Genomic DNA, 17,444 nt, shown 5'->3' with positions numbered 1-17,444 from the left:
GATTCGAGGAAATTTAGTGCAAAAATACGAAAAGAAAGTATATTCGGCCTCCTTTTTTTTATAAAATCTTATTCGGCATAGAGACGTATCTGTTTTTCCGTACCCCCTAAGATTATTGAATCGTGAGGAAAAAGAGGTAGGAAATTGTTTTTTGATTACTTTTGCATATGAAACGTAATGAAATGATGGAAAATCGTATGAACTTTCAAACATCTGTAGAATTGCCTGCCGGGATGCCGCCTGTCAGTCATGCAGATCGTATTCTTCTGATGGGCTCCTGTTTTGCGGAAAATATCGGGAGACAATTAACAAATGCCGGGTTTCAGCTGGATCTGAATCCTTTTGGTATCCTTTATAATCCTTTGTCCATCTCATCCGCTTTGAGAGAGATTATAGGAAATAAAGAATATACCAGTCAGGATTTGTTTGCCTACAAAGACTTATGGCATAGTCCGATGCATCACGGCTCTTTTTCAGCTTTTACGCCCGAAGAAACATTGCATACCATAAATGCCCGTCTTCATCACGCCCATCAAAGACTGCCGGAATTGAACTGGCTAATGGTAACTCTGGGCACTGCCTACGTCTATAAACAAAAAGAGAGTGGACAAGTGGTAGCCAACTGCCATCAACTGCCGGAAAACCACTTCTTACGTTACCGGCTTACTGTTGAAGAAATTGTAGAAGATTATACAGCACTCATCACCGAAATGGCCGCCCGGAACCCGAAATTAAAATGGCTGTTTACAGTCAGCCCGATCCGTCATATACGCGACGGGATGCACGCCAACCAATTAAGCAAATCTACCTTGTTGCTCGCCATCGACCGGTTGCAGCAACTGTTCCCGGAACGAGTGTTCTACTTCCCCTCTTATGAGATCATATTGGACGAATTGCGTGATTATCGCTTCTATGCTGACGATATGCTGCATCCGTCTCCTCTGGCGATTCGTTACCTGTGGGAGCGCTTCTCCGAAACCTTCTTTTCCACTGAAACAAAGCAGGTTATCATGGCAGTGCAAGACATCCGCCGTGACTTGGCACATAAACCCTTTCACCCCGAGTCAGAGGCGTATCAACGCTTTTTAGGACAAATAGTGTTAAAAATAGAACGACTTATCGGAAAATACCCGTACTTAGATTTTCAAAAAGAAACAGAACTATGTCATATGCGATTGAATCCATAGCCCAAAGTATCGGTGCCCGCCGTATAGGCAAACATAAAGCGACTATTGATTGGCTGTTAACAGACAGCCGCTCTTTGAGTTTTCCGGAAGAAACTCTCTTTTTTGCTTTAACTACCAAACGAAATAGCGGAGTCCGTTATATCCCCGAATTATACGACCGGGGCGTACGCAATTTTGTAATAACAGAAGAAGACTTTAAATTAATTGAGAATGGAGATTTGAAAATGGAGAAATCTGGGCAGGATGATGATGCGCAGCCAATTCTCAATTCTCAACTCTCAACTCTCAATTTCCTTATCGTTCCCAATCCTCTGAAAGCTTTGCAGAAGCTTGCCGAAGCGCATCGTGATAAATTTAAAATCCCTGTGATCGGTATCACCGGAAGCAATGGAAAAACCATTGTGAAAGAGTGGTTGCACCAGTTACTTAGTCCGGATCGTTGTATCGTCCGTTCTCCGCGTAGCTATAATTCGCAGATCGGAGTTCCTCTTTCTGTATGGCAGCTTTCAGAAGAAGCAGAACTGGGTATTTTTGAAGCCGGCATCTCTGAAATGGGAGAGATGGGAGCCTTGAAACGAATGATAAAGCCTACCATTGGTATTCTGACCAATATCGGCGGTGCCCATCAGGAAAACTTCTTCTCATTGCAAGAGAAGTGTATGGAGAAGTTGACGCTTTTCAAAGACTGCGATGTAGTGATTTACAACGGTGATAACGAATTAATCAGTAATTGTGTCGCAAAATCAATGCTGACCGCACGTGAAATAGCCTGGAGCTGTAAGGATATTGAACGTCCGTTGTATATCAGCCGTGTAATCAAGAAAGAAGATCATACCGTTATATCCTATCGTTATCTGGAAATGGATAATACATTCTGTATTCCTTTCATCGATGACGCTTCCATCGAAAACGTGCTGAATTGCCTGGCAGCTTGTCTTTACCTGATGACGCCTGCCGACCAGATCACCGAACGGATGGCCCGTCTCGAACCGATTGCCATGCGTCTGGAAGTGAAAGAAGGAAAGAATAACTGCGTATTGATTAATGATAGTTATAATTCAGACCTGGCATCGTTGGATATTGCACTCGACTTTCTGGTACGCCGTTCCGAAAAGAAAGGCTTGAAGCGGACACTGATCCTGTCGGATATACTAGAAACCGGACAAAGTACCGCTACGCTCTACCGGCGTGTGGCACAGCTGGTGCAGAGTAAAGGAATAAATAAACTGATTGGTGTAGGGCAGGAAATATCCTCCTGTTCCGCTCGTTTTGATGATGATCTCGAACGCTACTTCTTTCCCAACACAGAAGCACTTCTTACGTCCGGCATACTCAAATCACTTCATTCGGAAGTAATTCTGGTAAAAGGTTCGCGCGTGTTCAACTTTGATTTGGTATCCGAAGAGCTTGAATTGAAGGTACATGAAACCATCCTTGAAGTAAATCTCGGAGCGATGGTCGCCAATCTGAACCATTACCGTTCCATGCTTCGCCATCCGGAAACAAAAGTAATCTGTATGGTGAAAGCATCCGCTTACGGAGCCGGTTCGTACGAAATAGCCAAGAGCTTGCAGGAACACCATGTCGATTATCTGGCTGTGGCGGTGGCTGACGAAGGTTCCGAACTTCGCAAAGCAGGTATTACCGCCTCTATTATAATCATGGATCCGGAGCTTACAGCATTTAAAACCATGTTCGATTATAAGTTGGAACCGGAAGTCTATAATTTCCATCTGCTCGATGCGCTCATCAAAGCGGCAGAAAAAGAAGGAATCACCAACTTCCCGATTCATGTGAAACTGGATACAGGTATGCATCGCTTGGGCTTTGCGGTAGAGGATATACCATTGCTCATTCGTCGTCTGAAGAATCAGAGTGCAGTGATCCCCCGTTCGGTATTCTCTCATTTTGTAGGAAGTGATTCGTCGCAGTTCGACGCTTTCACCCGTGAACAGATTGAATTGTTCGAGAAAGGTTCGCAGGAATTGCAAGCCGCTTTCTCTCACAAGATTCTCCGTCACATCTGCAATACGGCAGGAATCGAACGTTTCCCCGATGCACAGTTTGATATGGTACGTTTGGGAATCGGACTTTATGGAGTTAGCCCGATAGACAATTCGATTATACATAATGTGAGCACGCTCAAGACTACCATTCTTCAAATCCGGGATGTTCCCCAGGAAGATACGGTGGGATATAGCCGGATGGGACATCTGGTACGCCTTTCACGTATTGCAGCTATTCCTATCGGCTATGCGGATGGATTAAACCGTCATTTGGGACGTGGCAATGCCTATTGCCTGGTGAACGGAAAGAAAGCCCCTTATGTGGGTAATATCTGCATGGATGTGTGCATGATAGATGTAACGGACATTGACTGTCGGGAAGGCGATCAGGCCATCATTTTCGGTGATGATCTGCCGATTACGGTGTTGTCCGATAAGCTGGATACGATCCCTTATGAAGTGCTGACAAGTATATCGACACGGGTGAAACGGGTATATTATCAGGATTAATTCACCACAGAGGACACGGAGTTTTTTTCAAAGATACAAATCAGATACTGACAGCGTATCATAAAAAAAGGACTCTGTGCCCTCTGTGTCCTCTGTGGTGAATAAAAATCTGTGTTAATCCATGTAACCTGTAGTGAAAATGATTATATTTGCAGCAACTATTAAAAACCTCTTTATCAAATAAACTTATGACAAACTTATTATTGTTAGGCTTTTTGCCTAGTGGGTCCGAATGGATTATTATCGCTTTGGTTATCCTTCTTCTTTTTGGTGGAAAGAAAATACCTGAACTGATGCGCGGATTAGGCAAAGGCGTGAAGAGCTTCAAAGACGGTGTGAACGAAGCAAAAGATGAAATAAACAAGGCAAAAGAAGATCTGGATAAACCTGCCGACACAGGTAAGTAAAGCAAGTACGGATGGCAGAAATGACCTTTTGGGATCATTTGGATGAACTGCGTAAGGTACTTTTTCGGGTGATCGGAATTTGGTTTGTTTTGGCGGTAGGCTACTTCATTGCTATGCCCTATCTTTTCGATCATGTGATATTGGCACCTTGCCACAATGATTTCATATTCTACGATTTATTACGGCATATCGGGAAGACATTTGATTTGACCGATGATTTTTTTACACAACAGTTTTATGTGAAGCTAGTCAATATCAACTTGGCTGCTCCATTTTTTATTCACATGTCGACAGCATTCTGGATGTCGGTTGTGACAGCTATGCCTTATCTCTTCTTTGAAATATGGCGTTTCATTAATCCCGCTCTTTATCCGAATGAGAGAAAAGGAGTACGTAAAGCATTGACTATTGGAACGCTGATGTTCTTCATCGGTGTTCTGCTGGGGTACTTTATGGTTTATCCATTGACACTTCGTTTCCTGTCTACTTATCAGTTGAGCTCGGAAGTGGAGAATATCTTGTCACTCAATTCCTATATAGATAATTTTATGATGCTGATTCTCTGCATGGGATTGGCTTTTGAACTTCCATTGGTTACATGGCTGCTTTCTTTGATGGGAGTGGTGAACAAGTCCTTCCTGCGGAAATACCGCCGTCATGCGGTGGTTGTTATCGTGATAGCAGCAGCTATTATTACTCCGACAGGCGACCCTTTCACTTTAAGTGTCGTAGCTATTCCACTTTATCTGTTGTACGAGATGAGTATTTTGATGATAAAAGACAAGAAGAAAACCGAAGAGGAAGTAGAAGATGAAGCTGGAGATGACGTTGCCCTGTCCGAAGAGTGAAGCGATAGAATCTTATGAATTACTTTTAGCAGTTTGCCGGGCAGAAGACGCCTACCTTGCCGTAGGATATAAGCAAATGCGTGACTTGCTGGAACGCATTTGTCGCGCGCAAATGCAAAACGAAAGTTTACAGATGACCGATCTTTCCGCACGAATTAGTTTTGTGTCGGCTAAGGTGGGTCTTTCTGTTGCCGAGCAGAATCGGCTGCATACCTTCCGGTTAACTTCAAATGCTATCCTGAACCGTCAACAAGAGCCCAATCGGGAACAACTCTTGCGGGATGCGAAAACTCTGGCTTTCTTTATCCGTAAACTCTTGGAAGAAGATATTCCTCCGAAACTATATCGGTTGCTTCCCCGTGCGGATGCCACCTATTTGGTTGCGCCTCCTGCCCGCGAACGGGTACAGCGGATGCGTGTCTGTTTCCAGTATGCCGACGAACAATATCTGTATGTGACTCCCTTGGAGGAAGTTTCGGAGCAACCATACCTTGTCCGTTATAATGTTCCCCAGATCAATGAAGAGTTTGCAGAAACGTGCAAGCTGCTTTGGCGTCATGCGCAAGTCAACTTATTGGATGTAGCCATCGATGAAGCTGGAATCCTGACCCCTTCTTTTATCGTACTCGAACCGGATTACTTGCTCGACATCAGTTCCCTTGCCGAGTGTTTCCGTGACTACGGACACCATCCGGCCAACTATTTTCTTTCCCGTCTTCAACCGATCGAAAATGCCCGTCCTTTATTATTGGGAAATATAGCCAACCTTTTTCTGGACGAATGGATTCATGCAAAGAGCGAAGAGATAGACTATCGTACCTGTATGCAGAAAGCCTTCCGGCGTTATCCTATTGAACTGGCCGCCTGTTCCGATTTACGAGACAAGGAGAAAGAACGCCAATTCTTTGAAGACTGCAAATTGCACTTCGATCATATTCGTGAAACAGTAAATGACACCTTTCATGCAGCCGGCTATGAGCTTGACAAAACAGATGCCGTGCTCGAACCATCTTATATCTGTGAGGCACTCGGACTTCAGGGACGTCTTGACTATATGCAGCGGGATATGTCTTCTTTCATCGAAATGAAATCCGGTAAAGCGGACGAGTATGCTATCCGGGGCAAGGTAGAACCGAAAGAGAATAATAAGGTACAGATGTTGCTTTATCAGGCGGTATTGCAATATTCGATGGGAATGGATCACCGGAAAGTGAAGGCTTATTTACTTTATACCCGCTATCCGCTTCTTTACCCTTCCCGTCCTTCGTGGGCGATGGTACGCCGGGTAATTGATTTGCGTAACCGGATTGTAGCTGATGAATATGGCATCCAATTACGAAACAGCTTGGAGTATACGTCACAAAAACTGGAAGAAATCAATGCTTCCACCTTGAATGAACGAGGCTTGAAAGGGCGTTTCTGGGAAACATACCTGCGTCCTTCTATTGATAACTTCCAATCGAAGCTGAAAGCTCTTTCCTCATTGGAAAAGAATTACTTCTATGCGGTGTACAACTTTATAACAAAGGAACTTTATACCTCAAAATCCGGTGACGTAGATTATGAAGGACGTACAGGGGCAGCTTCTTTGTGGCTCTCTACGTTGGCGGAGAAATGTGAGGCCGGAGAAATCATTTATGATTTGAAAATAAAGGAGAATCATGCTGCTGATGAACATAAAGCCGGACTTACTTTTTCTTTTTTTCAAAAGAAAAAAGCAGGGGATGCTTTGACAAATAAGATCCCCGTAAATGGGACTACCGGAAGTGATATTACTGAAAATGAAGTCTCTGAAAGTAAGATAATCGGAAATAGAGCTCTTGAAAGTGAAACTTTTCTTCCTAATTTCCGTCAAGGAGATGCTATTATCCTTTATGAACGGAATTGCGATGCAGATAATGTCACCAATAAAATGGTTTTCAAAGGTAATATTGAATACCTGACAGAAAATGAAATTGGTATTCGTTTGCGTGCTACCCAGCAGAATCCATCCGTGCTTCCTGCCGAAAGCCTCTATGCGATAGAACATGATATCATGGATACTACATTCCGTTCCATGTATCAGGGCTTGTATGCCTATCTTTCCGCCGCACAGGAACGTCGGGATTTGTTGTTATCGCAGCGTTCTCCGAGGTTTGATGAATCATTGGATTCTCTCATTTCCTCTTCGAAGGATGATTTTGCACGAGTTGCTTTGAAAGCAAAAGCCGCACAGGATTATTTCCTTCTTATCGGACCTCCGGGAACGGGCAAGACTTCGTGCGCCTTGAAGAAAATGGTAGAAACCTTTCATGCAGACAAGGATGCGCAGATTCTTTTGCTTTCCTATACCAACCGGGCGGTTGATGAGATATGCAAGTCGTTGGCTTCCATTGCCCCGGCAGTTGATTTTATCCGGGTGGGAAGCGAATTATCCTGTGATGAAGCCTATCGCGAGCATCTGATTGAAAATGAGTTATCTTCTTGCAACCGTCGTTCAGAGGTCTACGAGCGTATTCGGAATTGCCGGGTTATCGTGGGGACCGTAGCGGCTATTTCCGGTAAACCGGAACTGTTTCGTCTGAAACACTTTGATGTGGCTATCATTGATGAGGCTACTCAAATATTGGAGCCGCAGTTACTGGGTATTCTTTGTGCCCGTGGAGAAGACGGGAAAAATGCAATTGATAAGTTTGTATTGATTGGAGATCATAAGCAACTGCCTGCCGTTGTTCAGCAAAACACCGAACAGGCGGCAATCTATGATGAATCATTACTGTCTATCGGGTTGAGTAATCTGAAAGATTCTTTGTTTGAACGTCTTTACCGGAGCTGTACGGCAGCCTGTTCATCGTCCGCTATTCAGCGTTCCTATGATATGCTTTGTCGTCAGGGACGTATGCATCCGGAGGTTGCCTTATTCGCCAATCGTACTTTTTACGGAGGTCGTCTGATTCCTGTCGGACTACCTCATCAAATAGAGGACTCGGACACGATCTGCCGTTTAGCCTTTTATCCTTCTGTGCCGGAGAAAGCAGGAGCGTCTGCCAAAATCAACTATTCGGAAGCACGTATCGTTGCAGATTTAGCCGTTCGCATTTATGAACACCATCAGTCGGATTTTGACGAATCCCGTACCTTAGGAATCATTACTCCTTATCGGAGTCAGATAGCATTGATAAAAAAAGAAATAGAATCAGTAGGTATTCCGGTTCTGAATCGCATTCTGGTTGACACCGTGGAGCGGTTTCAGGGAAGCGAGCGTGATGTAATAATCTATTCCTTCTGTGTCAACTACCCTTATCAATTAAAATTTCTATCCAATCTGACGGAAGAAGAGGGTGTTTTGATTGACCGGAAACTGAATGTTGCCTTAACCCGTGCGAGGAAACAGATGTTCATCACAGGAGTTCCCGAACTCTTGGAACGTAATCCACTCTACAAAAGTTTATTAAAATTAATAGAAGGCTCCTGAAAAATTGCATCATTTTGCAGATGTTAGTTTTTATTCTCTCTTTATGCAATTCATTAACACCTCTATATTGAACAAACGCCTATATTTGCAACACGTTTTTTTCATAGAGATTTAGATTTAAGGTTAGAAGAATTGTGGAAGTCGTGAGACTTCCCTTTTTTTCATCTTAACGTTTACTATACTTCATTATAGGAATGCAAAAACACTGTTTTAAGTGTTACGTTTAAATATTTTGCAGGAGGATGATGCAGGATAAGTAAACCTAAAAAGCCTTCTTCGTGAGAAGAGGCTTTTTTATTTTTTTCATTTTTTGAATAATTGGTTAAAAAACAAAAGAGTAATCCGGCGACGGATTACTCTTTTGTTTTTATGGATAGTATCTATTGATATGGAATTAATCCAATACGATAGGTTTGTATTTCGGAACTAATGCTTTCATGATGATCCAACCCAACAAGTAAGCTACTGCACACACGCAGAAAATAATGAAATATCCGGCCGGTTTACCTTCAAAGCCCATGAATGTCATGGCCGGGTGTACGAATTGCGCTCCCTGTTCCAGCAACTCTTTCGTCATTTCGACTTCTTTACCGTCAACCATCGTTGTTCCGGAAGCATATACGAATAAGTTACCTGCTACTTTCTGAAGAATCATGGAGCCGAAACCACCTGCCATACCACCAATACCAGTGATACTTGCGATAGCTGTTCTTGGGAACATATCACCTACAGTAGAGAAGATATTAGCCGACCAGGACTGGTGAGCAGCGCCACCGATACCGATCAAAATAACCGGGAACCATGGAGAAACCGTGCCTAACGGCTGTGCCAACAATACAACCAATGGGAAGAAGGCGAAAATCAACATCGCTTTCATACGGGCTGCATACGGATTCATACCTGTTTTGTTGATAAAGATAGTAGGCAATTTACCACCGTAGATAGACAACATTGTTACTGCATAAAGCGTAAAAATCAATGCCATACCTAGTGGATCGGAAGTTTTGATACCGAATTGAGTATTCAGGTAAGACGGAGTCCAGAAAAGGAAGAACCACCATACGCCGTCAGTGGTAAACTTACCAAAGATGAAAGCCCATGTCTGCTTGTAGCTGAAGCATTGCCAGAATTTCATTCTCTTTTCATCTTTTTCGTCTGCCATCGGCGCACTACCAGCTTCGCGCTGGTCTTGTTCGATATAGTCAAGCTCTGCCTGGTTAACGTGTTTGCTTTTCGACGGAGCATCGTACATGAATACCCAGAATCCCATCCAGATGAAACCAAGTCCACCAATTACGATAAACGCCATTTCCCAACCGAACATTTTTGCTAGAATAGGAATGGTAAGAGGAGCGATCAATGCACCGATAGAAGCACCGGCGTTGAAGATAGAAGTAGCGTAAGCACGGTCTTTCTTAGGGAAATACTCTGCAGTTACTTTAATTGCAGCGGGGAAGTTACCGGCTTCTCCCAAAGCGAGGATACAGCGGGCAGCAAGGAAGCAGTACATACTGACAGTAGCAATGGTGACTACCACATCTCCTGTGGCACCTGCCAGTTCTGCTGCGCTATGCAGACCTACCTGTGCTTCTGTGATAACGCCACAAACGGCATGAAGACAAGCACCTGCCGACCAGACACCGATGGCCCATAAAAATCCTTTTTTAGTTCCCATCCAATCGACAAAGCGACCGGCAAACAGCATACATATAGCGTATACAATGGAGAAAACAGAAGTAATAGTACCGTAGTGAGATTCGTCCCAGTGGAATTCCGGTTTGATAAATTCGTCCCACGTCAATGAGAGAACCTGACGGTCGAGATAGTTAACTGTAGTAGCAAAAAATAGCATAGCACAGATGGTCCACCTGTAGTTTGTCATCTTTTCGCCTGTTTTTTGAAATGCATTCATGATAATGGATTTAAATAGATTTTGTTTCGTTGACAAAGGTCGGCATTTCGACTGAATTTTATTTGTAAAAATTGGTCAAAATCATGTATTATTCGTTGCATTATATATGGATTTTGTTACATCTTATTATATAATAGGTAACGAAGTGTTTGTTCTTTGGGGGAAGAATATGTAAAATCCGGAAAACTTCACCCCTTTCTCCTGCAAGAGAAAAGAATGAAGTTTTTCGGATCATTGATTATATGTATGAATAGGAATACGCAACGGTTAGCGCATTTCTGTATATTTGATCTTGTCCATGTCTCCATAGTCGAGGTTTTCACCAGCCATACCCCAAATAAACATATAGTTACTTGTTCCGGCAGCAGCATGGATAGACCATTCCGGTGACATGATAGCCTGCTCGTTCTGCATCCATACGATACGTTCTTCTTGAGGTTCGCCCATGAAGTGGCAGATAGCATTGCCCTCCGGTACGTTGAAATAGAAGTATGCTTCCACACGACGGGAGTGAGTGTGTGCCGGCATCGTGTTCCATACGCTACCCGGTTTCAATTCCGTCAATCCCATCTGCAATTGGCAAGGACCTTCTTCAAGTACATTGTTGACAATCAACTGGTTGATAACGCGGTCATTACTTTCTTCCATCTTTCCGGCAGCGAATGAATTAGCTTTCAGGGAGCCTTTGCGTCCGTCAATAGTGATCAATTGAGTTTTGTACTCTTTGTGAGCAGTCGCCGAGTTGATGTAGAACTTGGCAGGATTGCTGGAATCTTTGCTCTTGAAAGTCACTTTCTGCTTGCCTCTACCTACGTACAAGGCATCTTTGAATTTCAGCGTGTATTCTTTACCGTCTACAGTTACAATACCTTCGCCACCGATGTTGATAACACCCAGTTCACGGCGTTCGAGGAAAAATTTAGCTTTCAGCGGATCGATTGTTTCCAGAACCAGTTCTTTGGTTGCAGGTACTGCACCGCCAAAGATCAGACGGTCGTACATCGAATAAGTAAGGTTAATTTCATTCGGAACCATTACTTTTTCCATCAGGAAGCTACTACGCAAGCGGTTTGTATCATACGTTTTCACGTCTTGCGGACTGCAAGCCACTTGCATCTTGTAATTCACCTGGGCAGAAGCAGACATCGCTGCGATACCCAACATCATTGCAATTGCTAATTTTTTCATCATCTTTTCTTTATAGGATTTATATTATTCTTTATTGGTTGATGCATTTTTCGCGTCATTCCGGGTCATGCGGATACGGTTGTAAACAGCCATACCGAGTGCCAGCGCGACAAGGATAGCCGGACCGATAATCTTCAGACTGTAAGTCAAGTGAAAGATACCCCAGCAGAAGAGGCTGGAAGCGAAATCGAGTGCTCCACCTTCGAAACCGGCGGGAATATTCACTGTCGGGTCACCCGTTGCAGCATATACATCTTTGGCAGCCAGCGTGAAGAAACCTGCCAGTCCTGTGACGAAATACAGTCCGACTGTTAAAGCTACCAGACCGATAATGAATGATTTCACTACGTTACCTTTTGTAATAGGCAGAATCATCGGGAATAAGTAGAACATACCTGCCAGAGAAGCCAACGGTAAGAAACGGTTGCCCGGAAGGATAACAGCCAGGAAGATCGTTACAGGGATCAAAAGCAAAGATACCACCAACGTAGTCGGATGACCGATTACCAATGCAGGACTCATACCGATGCTCAAACCGGTGTTATTCTTATATTTTTTAGCGATCAACTCACGGGTAGCGTCAGAAATCGGTTTCAAACCTTCGATGAAAAGGCTGGTGATACGTGGAATCAACTCCATCACCGCACCCATCTTGATTCCTAATCCTAAAATCCCCGGAATACTGTCCAATACTTCTTTCCAACTGGCACAACCCAGTGCTCCGATACCGCAACCGATGACTATACCCAGAAACAACGGTTCACCCATCAATCCGAATTTCTTTTTCATACCTTCAGAATCGATATTCAGTTTGTCGAATCCCGGAATTTTATCAAGTAGTTTGTTGATTACAATAGCAAACGGAACAAAACTTTGGCAGAAAGGCTGTGGAATAGAGATACCCTCCATTTTATCATAGAACTTTTGGAAAGCGGGAGCAGTCATATCCGCCATTACTAGTGTAATGATGTAGCAGATGATTGCAGCGAAAAATCCCCAGAAGATATTGTCGGAAGCAAAATAAACGATCGCTCCGATAAAGGCGAAATGCCAGTAGTTCCAAAGGTCGATGTTGACAGTGCGGGTTGTTTTAGTAAGCAACATCAGCAAATTAACACCCAGACAAACCGGAATAATAAAAGCACCGACAGATGTGTTGTAGGCAACTGCTGCTGCAGAGGGCCATCCCATGTCGAAAATACCCAGTTCCAATCCGTAGATTTCTACCATTTTACTTAGTGCAGGGCCCAGGCTGCTGGTAAGCAACGCTGTGACTACCGATAAACCGACGAAACCGACACCTACCAATAAACCGCTTTTCAGCGCTTTAGAGAATTTAATACCGATACATACTCCTAAGATTGTGAAAATGACCGGCATCATCACTGCCGCTCCAAGACCGATAATGTACTTGAATACTTCTTCCATTCTGTTCTATTTTTTCTCTGTTTTAATGATAAATTACCTGTGTTTCCCCCAGAGGGTATTAGTTGTAAACCGTGCCAAAAGTACGACCTTTTCCGCTTTCTTCCAAAACGAAACTCTTAATTTATCAGATATTGCATAAAAAATGGACATTTTTGACGTTTACGTGCACAAAATTGGTCGTTTCCGTGCACGAAAAACAAAAAATGCACCTACTTGACTAAAAAATCCTATCGGGTTTGGAGGAAAAACACTACTTTCGTAGCGTGAAAGACTTGTATGTTTAATCCTTAAAATAACAAACCATGAGACGAACTCTTTTTTCTAATTTTTTTATATTGGCTCTGCTGATTGCAATGACCGTTCCGGTATCGGCGCAACAGGTAGACGGCAAGTTGCCCTGGTCTGTACGGATGACCGAATCGGAAATGATCCGTTGCCCGGAATCCTGGCAACTCGATTTCCAACCGAAATTGAAGTGGGATTATTGCCACGGACTGGAATTGGGAGCTATGCTTGATGTGTATGATGCTTATGGTGACAAGAAAATTCGTGATTATGCCATTGCGTATGCAGATACAATGGTGCATGGGAACGGCAGCATTACCGCTTACAAATTAACTGATTATAGTCTCGACCGTATCAACTCCGGAAAAATTCTTTTCCGTATCTATGAGCAAACGAAGAATCCTAAATATAAAAAAGCGCTCGATCTGCTTTATAGCCAGTTTGAAGGACAGCCGCGCAATGAAGACGGTGGTTTCTGGCACAAAAAGATTTATCCTCATCAGATGTGGCTGGACGGAATTTACATGGGAGCTCCCTTCTATGCCGAATATGCCTTCCGTAATAATCTTCCGCAGGACTATGCAGATGTTATCAACCAATTTATCACCTGTGCGCGGCATACGTATGACCCTAAGAACGGTCTTTATCGCCATGCGTGTGATGTAAGTCGTACCGAACGTTGGGCAGATCCGGTAACCGGACAGTCGAAACATACTTGGGGACGTGCTATGGGATGGTATGCAATGGCATTGGTAGATGCACTTGAATTTATTCCGCTGCATGAAGCCGGAAGAGATTCCCTGCTGGATATCCTGAATAATGTGGCTGTGCAGGTGAAGAAACTTCAAGACCCGAAGACAGGAGGATGGTATCAGGTAATGGACAGGAGTGGGGACAAGGGAAATTATGTGGAATCTTCCTGCTCTGCTATGTTCGTTTATTCGCTCTTTAAGGCAGTCCGTCTGGGATATATTGATAAATCTTATCTGGATGTAGCGCTGAAAGGTTATAAGGGATTTCTCGATAATTTTATCGAAGTGGACAAAAATGGATTGGTAACCATCACCAAAGCTTGCGCAGTAGCAGGATTGGGAGGAAAAGTGTACCGTTCCGGCGATTATGACTATTATATAAATGAAACTATCCGCAATAACGATCCTAAAGCCGTAGGACCTTTTATTATGGCTAGCTTGGAATATGAACGTTTACAAAAGTAATTTCCGGCGATGAAAAGGACTATTTTTAAAGGAATGATGTGTTTGCTTCTGCTCGGCGTAGGAGTAACATCTGTTTATTCACAGCAACAGCAACGCAAAGACACGTTAGTTGTGGCACGTGACGGGACAGGAGACTATCGTAATATTCAGGAAGCAGTGGAAGCTGTCCGCGCTTTTATGGATTATACGGTAACTATATTTATCAAGAATGGTGTCTATAAAGAAAAACTGGTCATCCCTTCTTGGGTAAAGAATGTTCAACTGGTGGGCGAAAGTGCAGAGAAAACGATTATTACTTATGACGATCATGCCAACATCAATAAGATGGGGACATTTCGTACCTATACAGTAAAAGTAGAGGGAAATGACATTACTTTTAAGGATTTGACGATTGAGAATAATGCGGCTCCATTGGGACAGGCGGTAGCTCTTCATACCGAAGGTGACAGGCTCATGTTTGTCAACTGCCGTTTCCTGGGAAATCAGGATACTATTTATACCGGTTCTGAAAGAACACGGCTCTTATTTACCAATTGTTATATCGAGGGGACTACCGATTTTATTTTTGGTCCCTCAACTGCTCTATTTGAATATTGTGAGCTTCATAGCAAACGCGATTCATATATCACGGCCGCTTCAACCCCACAAAGTGAAGAATTCGGATATGTTTTCAAGAACTGCAAGTTGACAGCTGCTCCGGATGTGAAAAAAGTATATCTGGGTCGTCCGTGGCGTCCTTATGCGGCAACGGTTTTTATTAATTGCGAGTTTGGTAATCACATCCGCCCCGAAGGATGGCACAACTGGAAGAATCCGGAGAACGAAAAAACAGCTCGTTATGCCGAATTTGGAAATACCGGTGCAGGTGCTGACACGACAGGACGTGTAATGTGGGCCAAACAGCTGACAAAGAAGGAAATAACGAAGTATACCCCGGAAAATATCTTTAAAGAAAGTAGTAACTGGTATCCTTATAAATGAGAGAAGCAAGGCGAATGGTTGCCAGCCCGCTTGTGATTATTAGTTTCAACGCTTGAAACACTTTGCTTCAATACGGTGAACACATTGGTTCAACCGAAATAAATCGGTTTACGATAAGCTGCAAGTTAGTATTATAATTATAGATAAATATGAAGACACAAAGACATAAAATGTGGGGGCTGCTGGCCGCAGTTTTCATTCTTTTTTCTGCATTTCGTGCGGACAAACCGGTTATCACTATCTTCATGATAGGCGATTCGACCATGGCTAACAAGAAAATAGATGGAGGAAACCCTGAACGTGGTTGGGGAATGGTGCTTCCCGGATTCTTTTCTGAAGATGTACGGATAGACAATCATGCTGCTAACGGACGCAGTTCCAAGAGCTTTATCAGTGAAGGACGTTGGGAAAAAGTGATTTCCAAAGTGAAAAAAGGAGATTATGTCTTTATTCAGTTCGGTCATAACGATGAGAAAGCAGACTCTACCCGTCACACTGATCCGGGGACAACTTTTGATGAGATTCTTCGCCGCTATGTAAATGAAACCCGTGCCAAGGGTGGAATACCGGTATTGTTTAACTCTATCGTCCGTCGTAACTTTGTGCAACCGAAGGATGACGCCATTGCAAAAGATGTCCGCCGCACGCCGGGGGAAAAGGAACAGCCGAAGGAAGGAGCTGTTTTATTCGATACACATGGTGCTTATCTGGATGCTCCCCGCAATGTGGCAAAAGAATTAGGAGTGATTTTCATTGATATGAATAAAATCACTCATGACCTGGTACAAGGACTTGGACCAGTAGAATCTAAGAAATTATTTGTGTTTGTTGAGCCCAATCAAGTGCCTGCTTTTCCGAAAGGCCGTGAAGACAATACTCACTTGAATGTATACGGAGCGCGAACTATTGCAGGGCTGGCTGTGGATGCCATCGGCAAGGAAATTCCGGAATTGGCGAAATATATCCGTCAATCCGATTATGTAGTGGCTCAAGATGGTAGCGGTGATTTCTTTACCGTGCAGGAAGCGATCGATGCTGTTCCCGATTTTCGCAAAGACATCCGTACCACTATTCTGGTTCGCAAGGGTACTTATAAAGAGAAACTCATCATCCCTGAATCCAAGATTAATATTTCCCTGATTGGAGAAGAAGGTACGATATTGACTTATGACGGTTTCGCAAACAAGAAAAATGTATTCGGTGAGAATATGGGAACTTCCGGTTCATCCAGTTGCTATATCTATGCTCCCGACTTCTATGCGGAAAATATCACTTTTGAGAACTCATCAGGTCCCGTAGGACAGGCAGTTGCCTGCTTTGTATCTGCCGACCGTGTCTATTTTAAGAACTGCCGTTTCCTCGGCTTCCAAGATACTCTCTACACATATGGGAAGCAAAGCCGTCAATATTACGAAGATTGCTATATTGAAGGAACAGTCGATTTTATTTTCGGCTGGTCTACCGCTGTTTTTAATCGCTGTCACATTCATAGCAAACGCGATGGCTATGTCACTGCTCCTTCTACCGATAAAGGGAAAAAGTACGGCTATGTCTTCTACGATTGCCGGTTGACAGCAGAGCCGGAAGCCAAGAAAGTATATCTGTCCCGTCCTTGGCGTCCGTATGCACAGGCTGTATTTATTCGTTGTGAGTTGGGGAAACATATCCTTCCTGTCGGTTGGAATAATTGGGGCAAGAAAGAAAATGAAAAGACAGTCTTTTATGCCGAATACGAAAATCGGGGTGAAGGGGCCAACCCGAAAGCACGTGCTGCTTTCTCCCGACAATTGAAAAATCAGAAAGGATATGAGATAACAACTGTTTTGGCAGGAGAAGATGGTTGGAATCCGGTAGAGAACGGAAACAAACTGATAACGGTAAAGCGCTGATTTGATGAACAGGTAAAGAAACAAATTAGCTGGAAGCAGCAGAACAACAAAGCAGAAGTATAAATAAGTGGACATAAGAACAAAAGAGCGAAAAAACAGAATCCGACAAGATATTTTGTTCTTTTATTCTTA

Annotated in this window: 11 protein-coding genes; 8 read left to right on the top strand and 3 right to left on the bottom strand. The window is 43.4% G+C overall.

Annotated features, from left to right (window positions below):
• Positions 1–167: 167 nt before the first annotated feature.
• From I2I13_RS01360 to I2I13_RS01340, 5 genes are all read left to right on the top strand, one after another.
• On the top strand, positions 168–1,187 hold the full coding sequence (locus I2I13_RS01360; protein ID WP_229128545.1) for a GSCFA domain-containing protein: 1,020 nt from the start codon (positions 168–170) through the stop codon (positions 1,185–1,187).
• On the top strand, positions 1,163–3,703 hold the full coding sequence (locus tag I2I13_RS01355) for a bifunctional UDP-N-acetylmuramoyl-tripeptide:D-alanyl-D-alanine ligase/alanine racemase (protein WP_195648544.1): 2,541 nt from the start codon (positions 1,163–1,165) through the stop codon (positions 3,701–3,703). The genes I2I13_RS01360 and I2I13_RS01355 overlap by 25 nt, the downstream gene beginning before the upstream one ends.
• A gap of 188 nt (positions 3,704–3,891) precedes the next feature.
• On the top strand, positions 3,892–4,110 hold the full coding sequence (locus tag I2I13_RS01350; protein WP_117934729.1) for a twin-arginine translocase TatA/TatE family subunit: 219 nt from the start codon (positions 3,892–3,894) through the stop codon (positions 4,108–4,110).
• Between the two features lie 11 nt (positions 4,111–4,121).
• Entirely contained in the window at positions 4,122–4,958 is an 837-nt protein-coding gene (gene tatC / locus I2I13_RS01345; RefSeq protein WP_167511837.1) for a twin-arginine translocase subunit TatC, read from the top strand.
• Positions 4,921–8,412 carry an AAA domain-containing protein gene (locus tag I2I13_RS01340; RefSeq protein WP_195648543.1) on the top strand — a complete coding sequence of 1,164 codons (3,492 nt, stop codon included), beginning with the start codon at positions 4,921–4,923 and terminating at the stop codon, positions 8,410–8,412. The genes tatC and I2I13_RS01340 overlap by 38 nt, the downstream gene beginning before the upstream one ends.
• A 394-nt stretch (positions 8,413–8,806) precedes the next feature.
• Here the strand turns inward: I2I13_RS01340 and I2I13_RS01335 are convergent, their stop codons facing one another.
• The 3 genes from I2I13_RS01335 to I2I13_RS01325 all read right to left on the bottom strand — a co-directional run bounded on the left by I2I13_RS01335 (position 8,807) and on the right by I2I13_RS01325 (position 12,940).
• Positions 8,807–10,324 (bottom strand): MFS transporter, encoded by a 1,518-nt coding sequence (locus I2I13_RS01335; RefSeq protein ID WP_195648542.1) that lies wholly within the window; start codon positions 10,322–10,324, stop codon positions 8,807–8,809.
• Between the two features lie 267 nt (positions 10,325–10,591).
• The gene (kduI, locus tag I2I13_RS01330; protein ID WP_148366599.1) at positions 10,592–11,512 is read right to left on the bottom strand and encodes a 5-dehydro-4-deoxy-D-glucuronate isomerase; all 921 of its coding nucleotides are present in this window, start codon (positions 11,510–11,512) and stop codon (positions 10,592–10,594) included.
• A gap of 24 nt (positions 11,513–11,536) precedes the next feature.
• Positions 11,537–12,940, bottom strand: coding sequence for a PTS galactitol transporter subunit IIC (locus I2I13_RS01325; RefSeq protein ID WP_074636950.1), 1,404 nt, complete (start codon positions 12,938–12,940; stop codon positions 11,537–11,539).
• Positions 12,941–13,242: 302 nt separating this feature from the next.
• On the opposite strand from I2I13_RS01325, the gene I2I13_RS01320 reads away from it, so the two are divergent.
• From I2I13_RS01320 to I2I13_RS01310, 3 genes are all read left to right on the top strand, one after another.
• Positions 13,243–14,442, top strand: coding sequence for a glycoside hydrolase family 88 protein (locus I2I13_RS01320; protein WP_148366417.1), 1,200 nt, complete (start codon positions 13,243–13,245; stop codon positions 14,440–14,442).
• Between the two features lie 9 nt (positions 14,443–14,451).
• A complete protein-coding gene (locus I2I13_RS01315; protein ID WP_195648541.1) occupies positions 14,452–15,423 on the top strand; it encodes a pectinesterase family protein in 972 nt (323 codons plus the stop codon).
• A gap of 149 nt (positions 15,424–15,572) precedes the next feature.
• Entirely contained in the window at positions 15,573–17,312 is a 1,740-nt protein-coding gene (locus I2I13_RS01310; protein ID WP_195648540.1) for a pectinesterase family protein, read from the top strand.
• The last annotated feature ends 132 nt before the right edge of the window (positions 17,313–17,444 follow it).

The organism is Bacteroides sp. D55t1_190419_B8, assembly GCF_015558905.1.
Lineage (GTDB): Bacteria > Bacteroidota > Bacteroidia > Bacteroidales > Bacteroidaceae > Bacteroides > Bacteroides vicugnae.
This window is presented reverse-complemented; position numbering and strand designations above follow the sequence as displayed.

Bases quoted from the DNA above. Each gene is read 5' to 3' on its own strand.
- kduI (WP_148366599.1), bottom strand. From the start codon at position 11,512: ATGAAAAAATTAGCAATTGCAATGATGTTGGGTATCGCAGCGATGTCT.
- I2I13_RS01325 (WP_074636950.1), bottom strand. From the start codon at position 12,940: ATGGAAGAAGTATTCAAGTACATTATCGGTCTTGGAGCGGCAGTGATG.
- I2I13_RS01320 (WP_148366417.1), top strand. From the start codon at position 13,243: ATGAGACGAACTCTTTTTTCTAATTTTTTTATATTGGCTCTGCTGATT.
- I2I13_RS01355 (WP_195648544.1), top strand. From the start codon at position 1,163: ATGTCATATGCGATTGAATCCATAGCCCAAAGTATCGGTGCCCGCCGT.
- I2I13_RS01335 (WP_195648542.1), bottom strand. From the start codon at position 10,324: ATGAATGCATTTCAAAAAACAGGCGAAAAGATGACAAACTACAGGTGG.
- I2I13_RS01340 (WP_195648543.1), top strand. From the start codon at position 4,921: ATGAAGCTGGAGATGACGTTGCCCTGTCCGAAGAGTGAAGCGATAGAA.
- tatC (WP_167511837.1), top strand. From the start codon at position 4,122: ATGGCAGAAATGACCTTTTGGGATCATTTGGATGAACTGCGTAAGGTA.
- I2I13_RS01310 (WP_195648540.1), top strand. From the start codon at position 15,573: ATGAAGACACAAAGACATAAAATGTGGGGGCTGCTGGCCGCAGTTTTC.
- I2I13_RS01350 (WP_117934729.1), top strand. From the start codon at position 3,892: ATGACAAACTTATTATTGTTAGGCTTTTTGCCTAGTGGGTCCGAATGG.
- I2I13_RS01315 (WP_195648541.1), top strand. From the start codon at position 14,452: ATGAAAAGGACTATTTTTAAAGGAATGATGTGTTTGCTTCTGCTCGGC.
- I2I13_RS01360 (WP_229128545.1), top strand. From the start codon at position 168: ATGAAACGTAATGAAATGATGGAAAATCGTATGAACTTTCAAACATCT.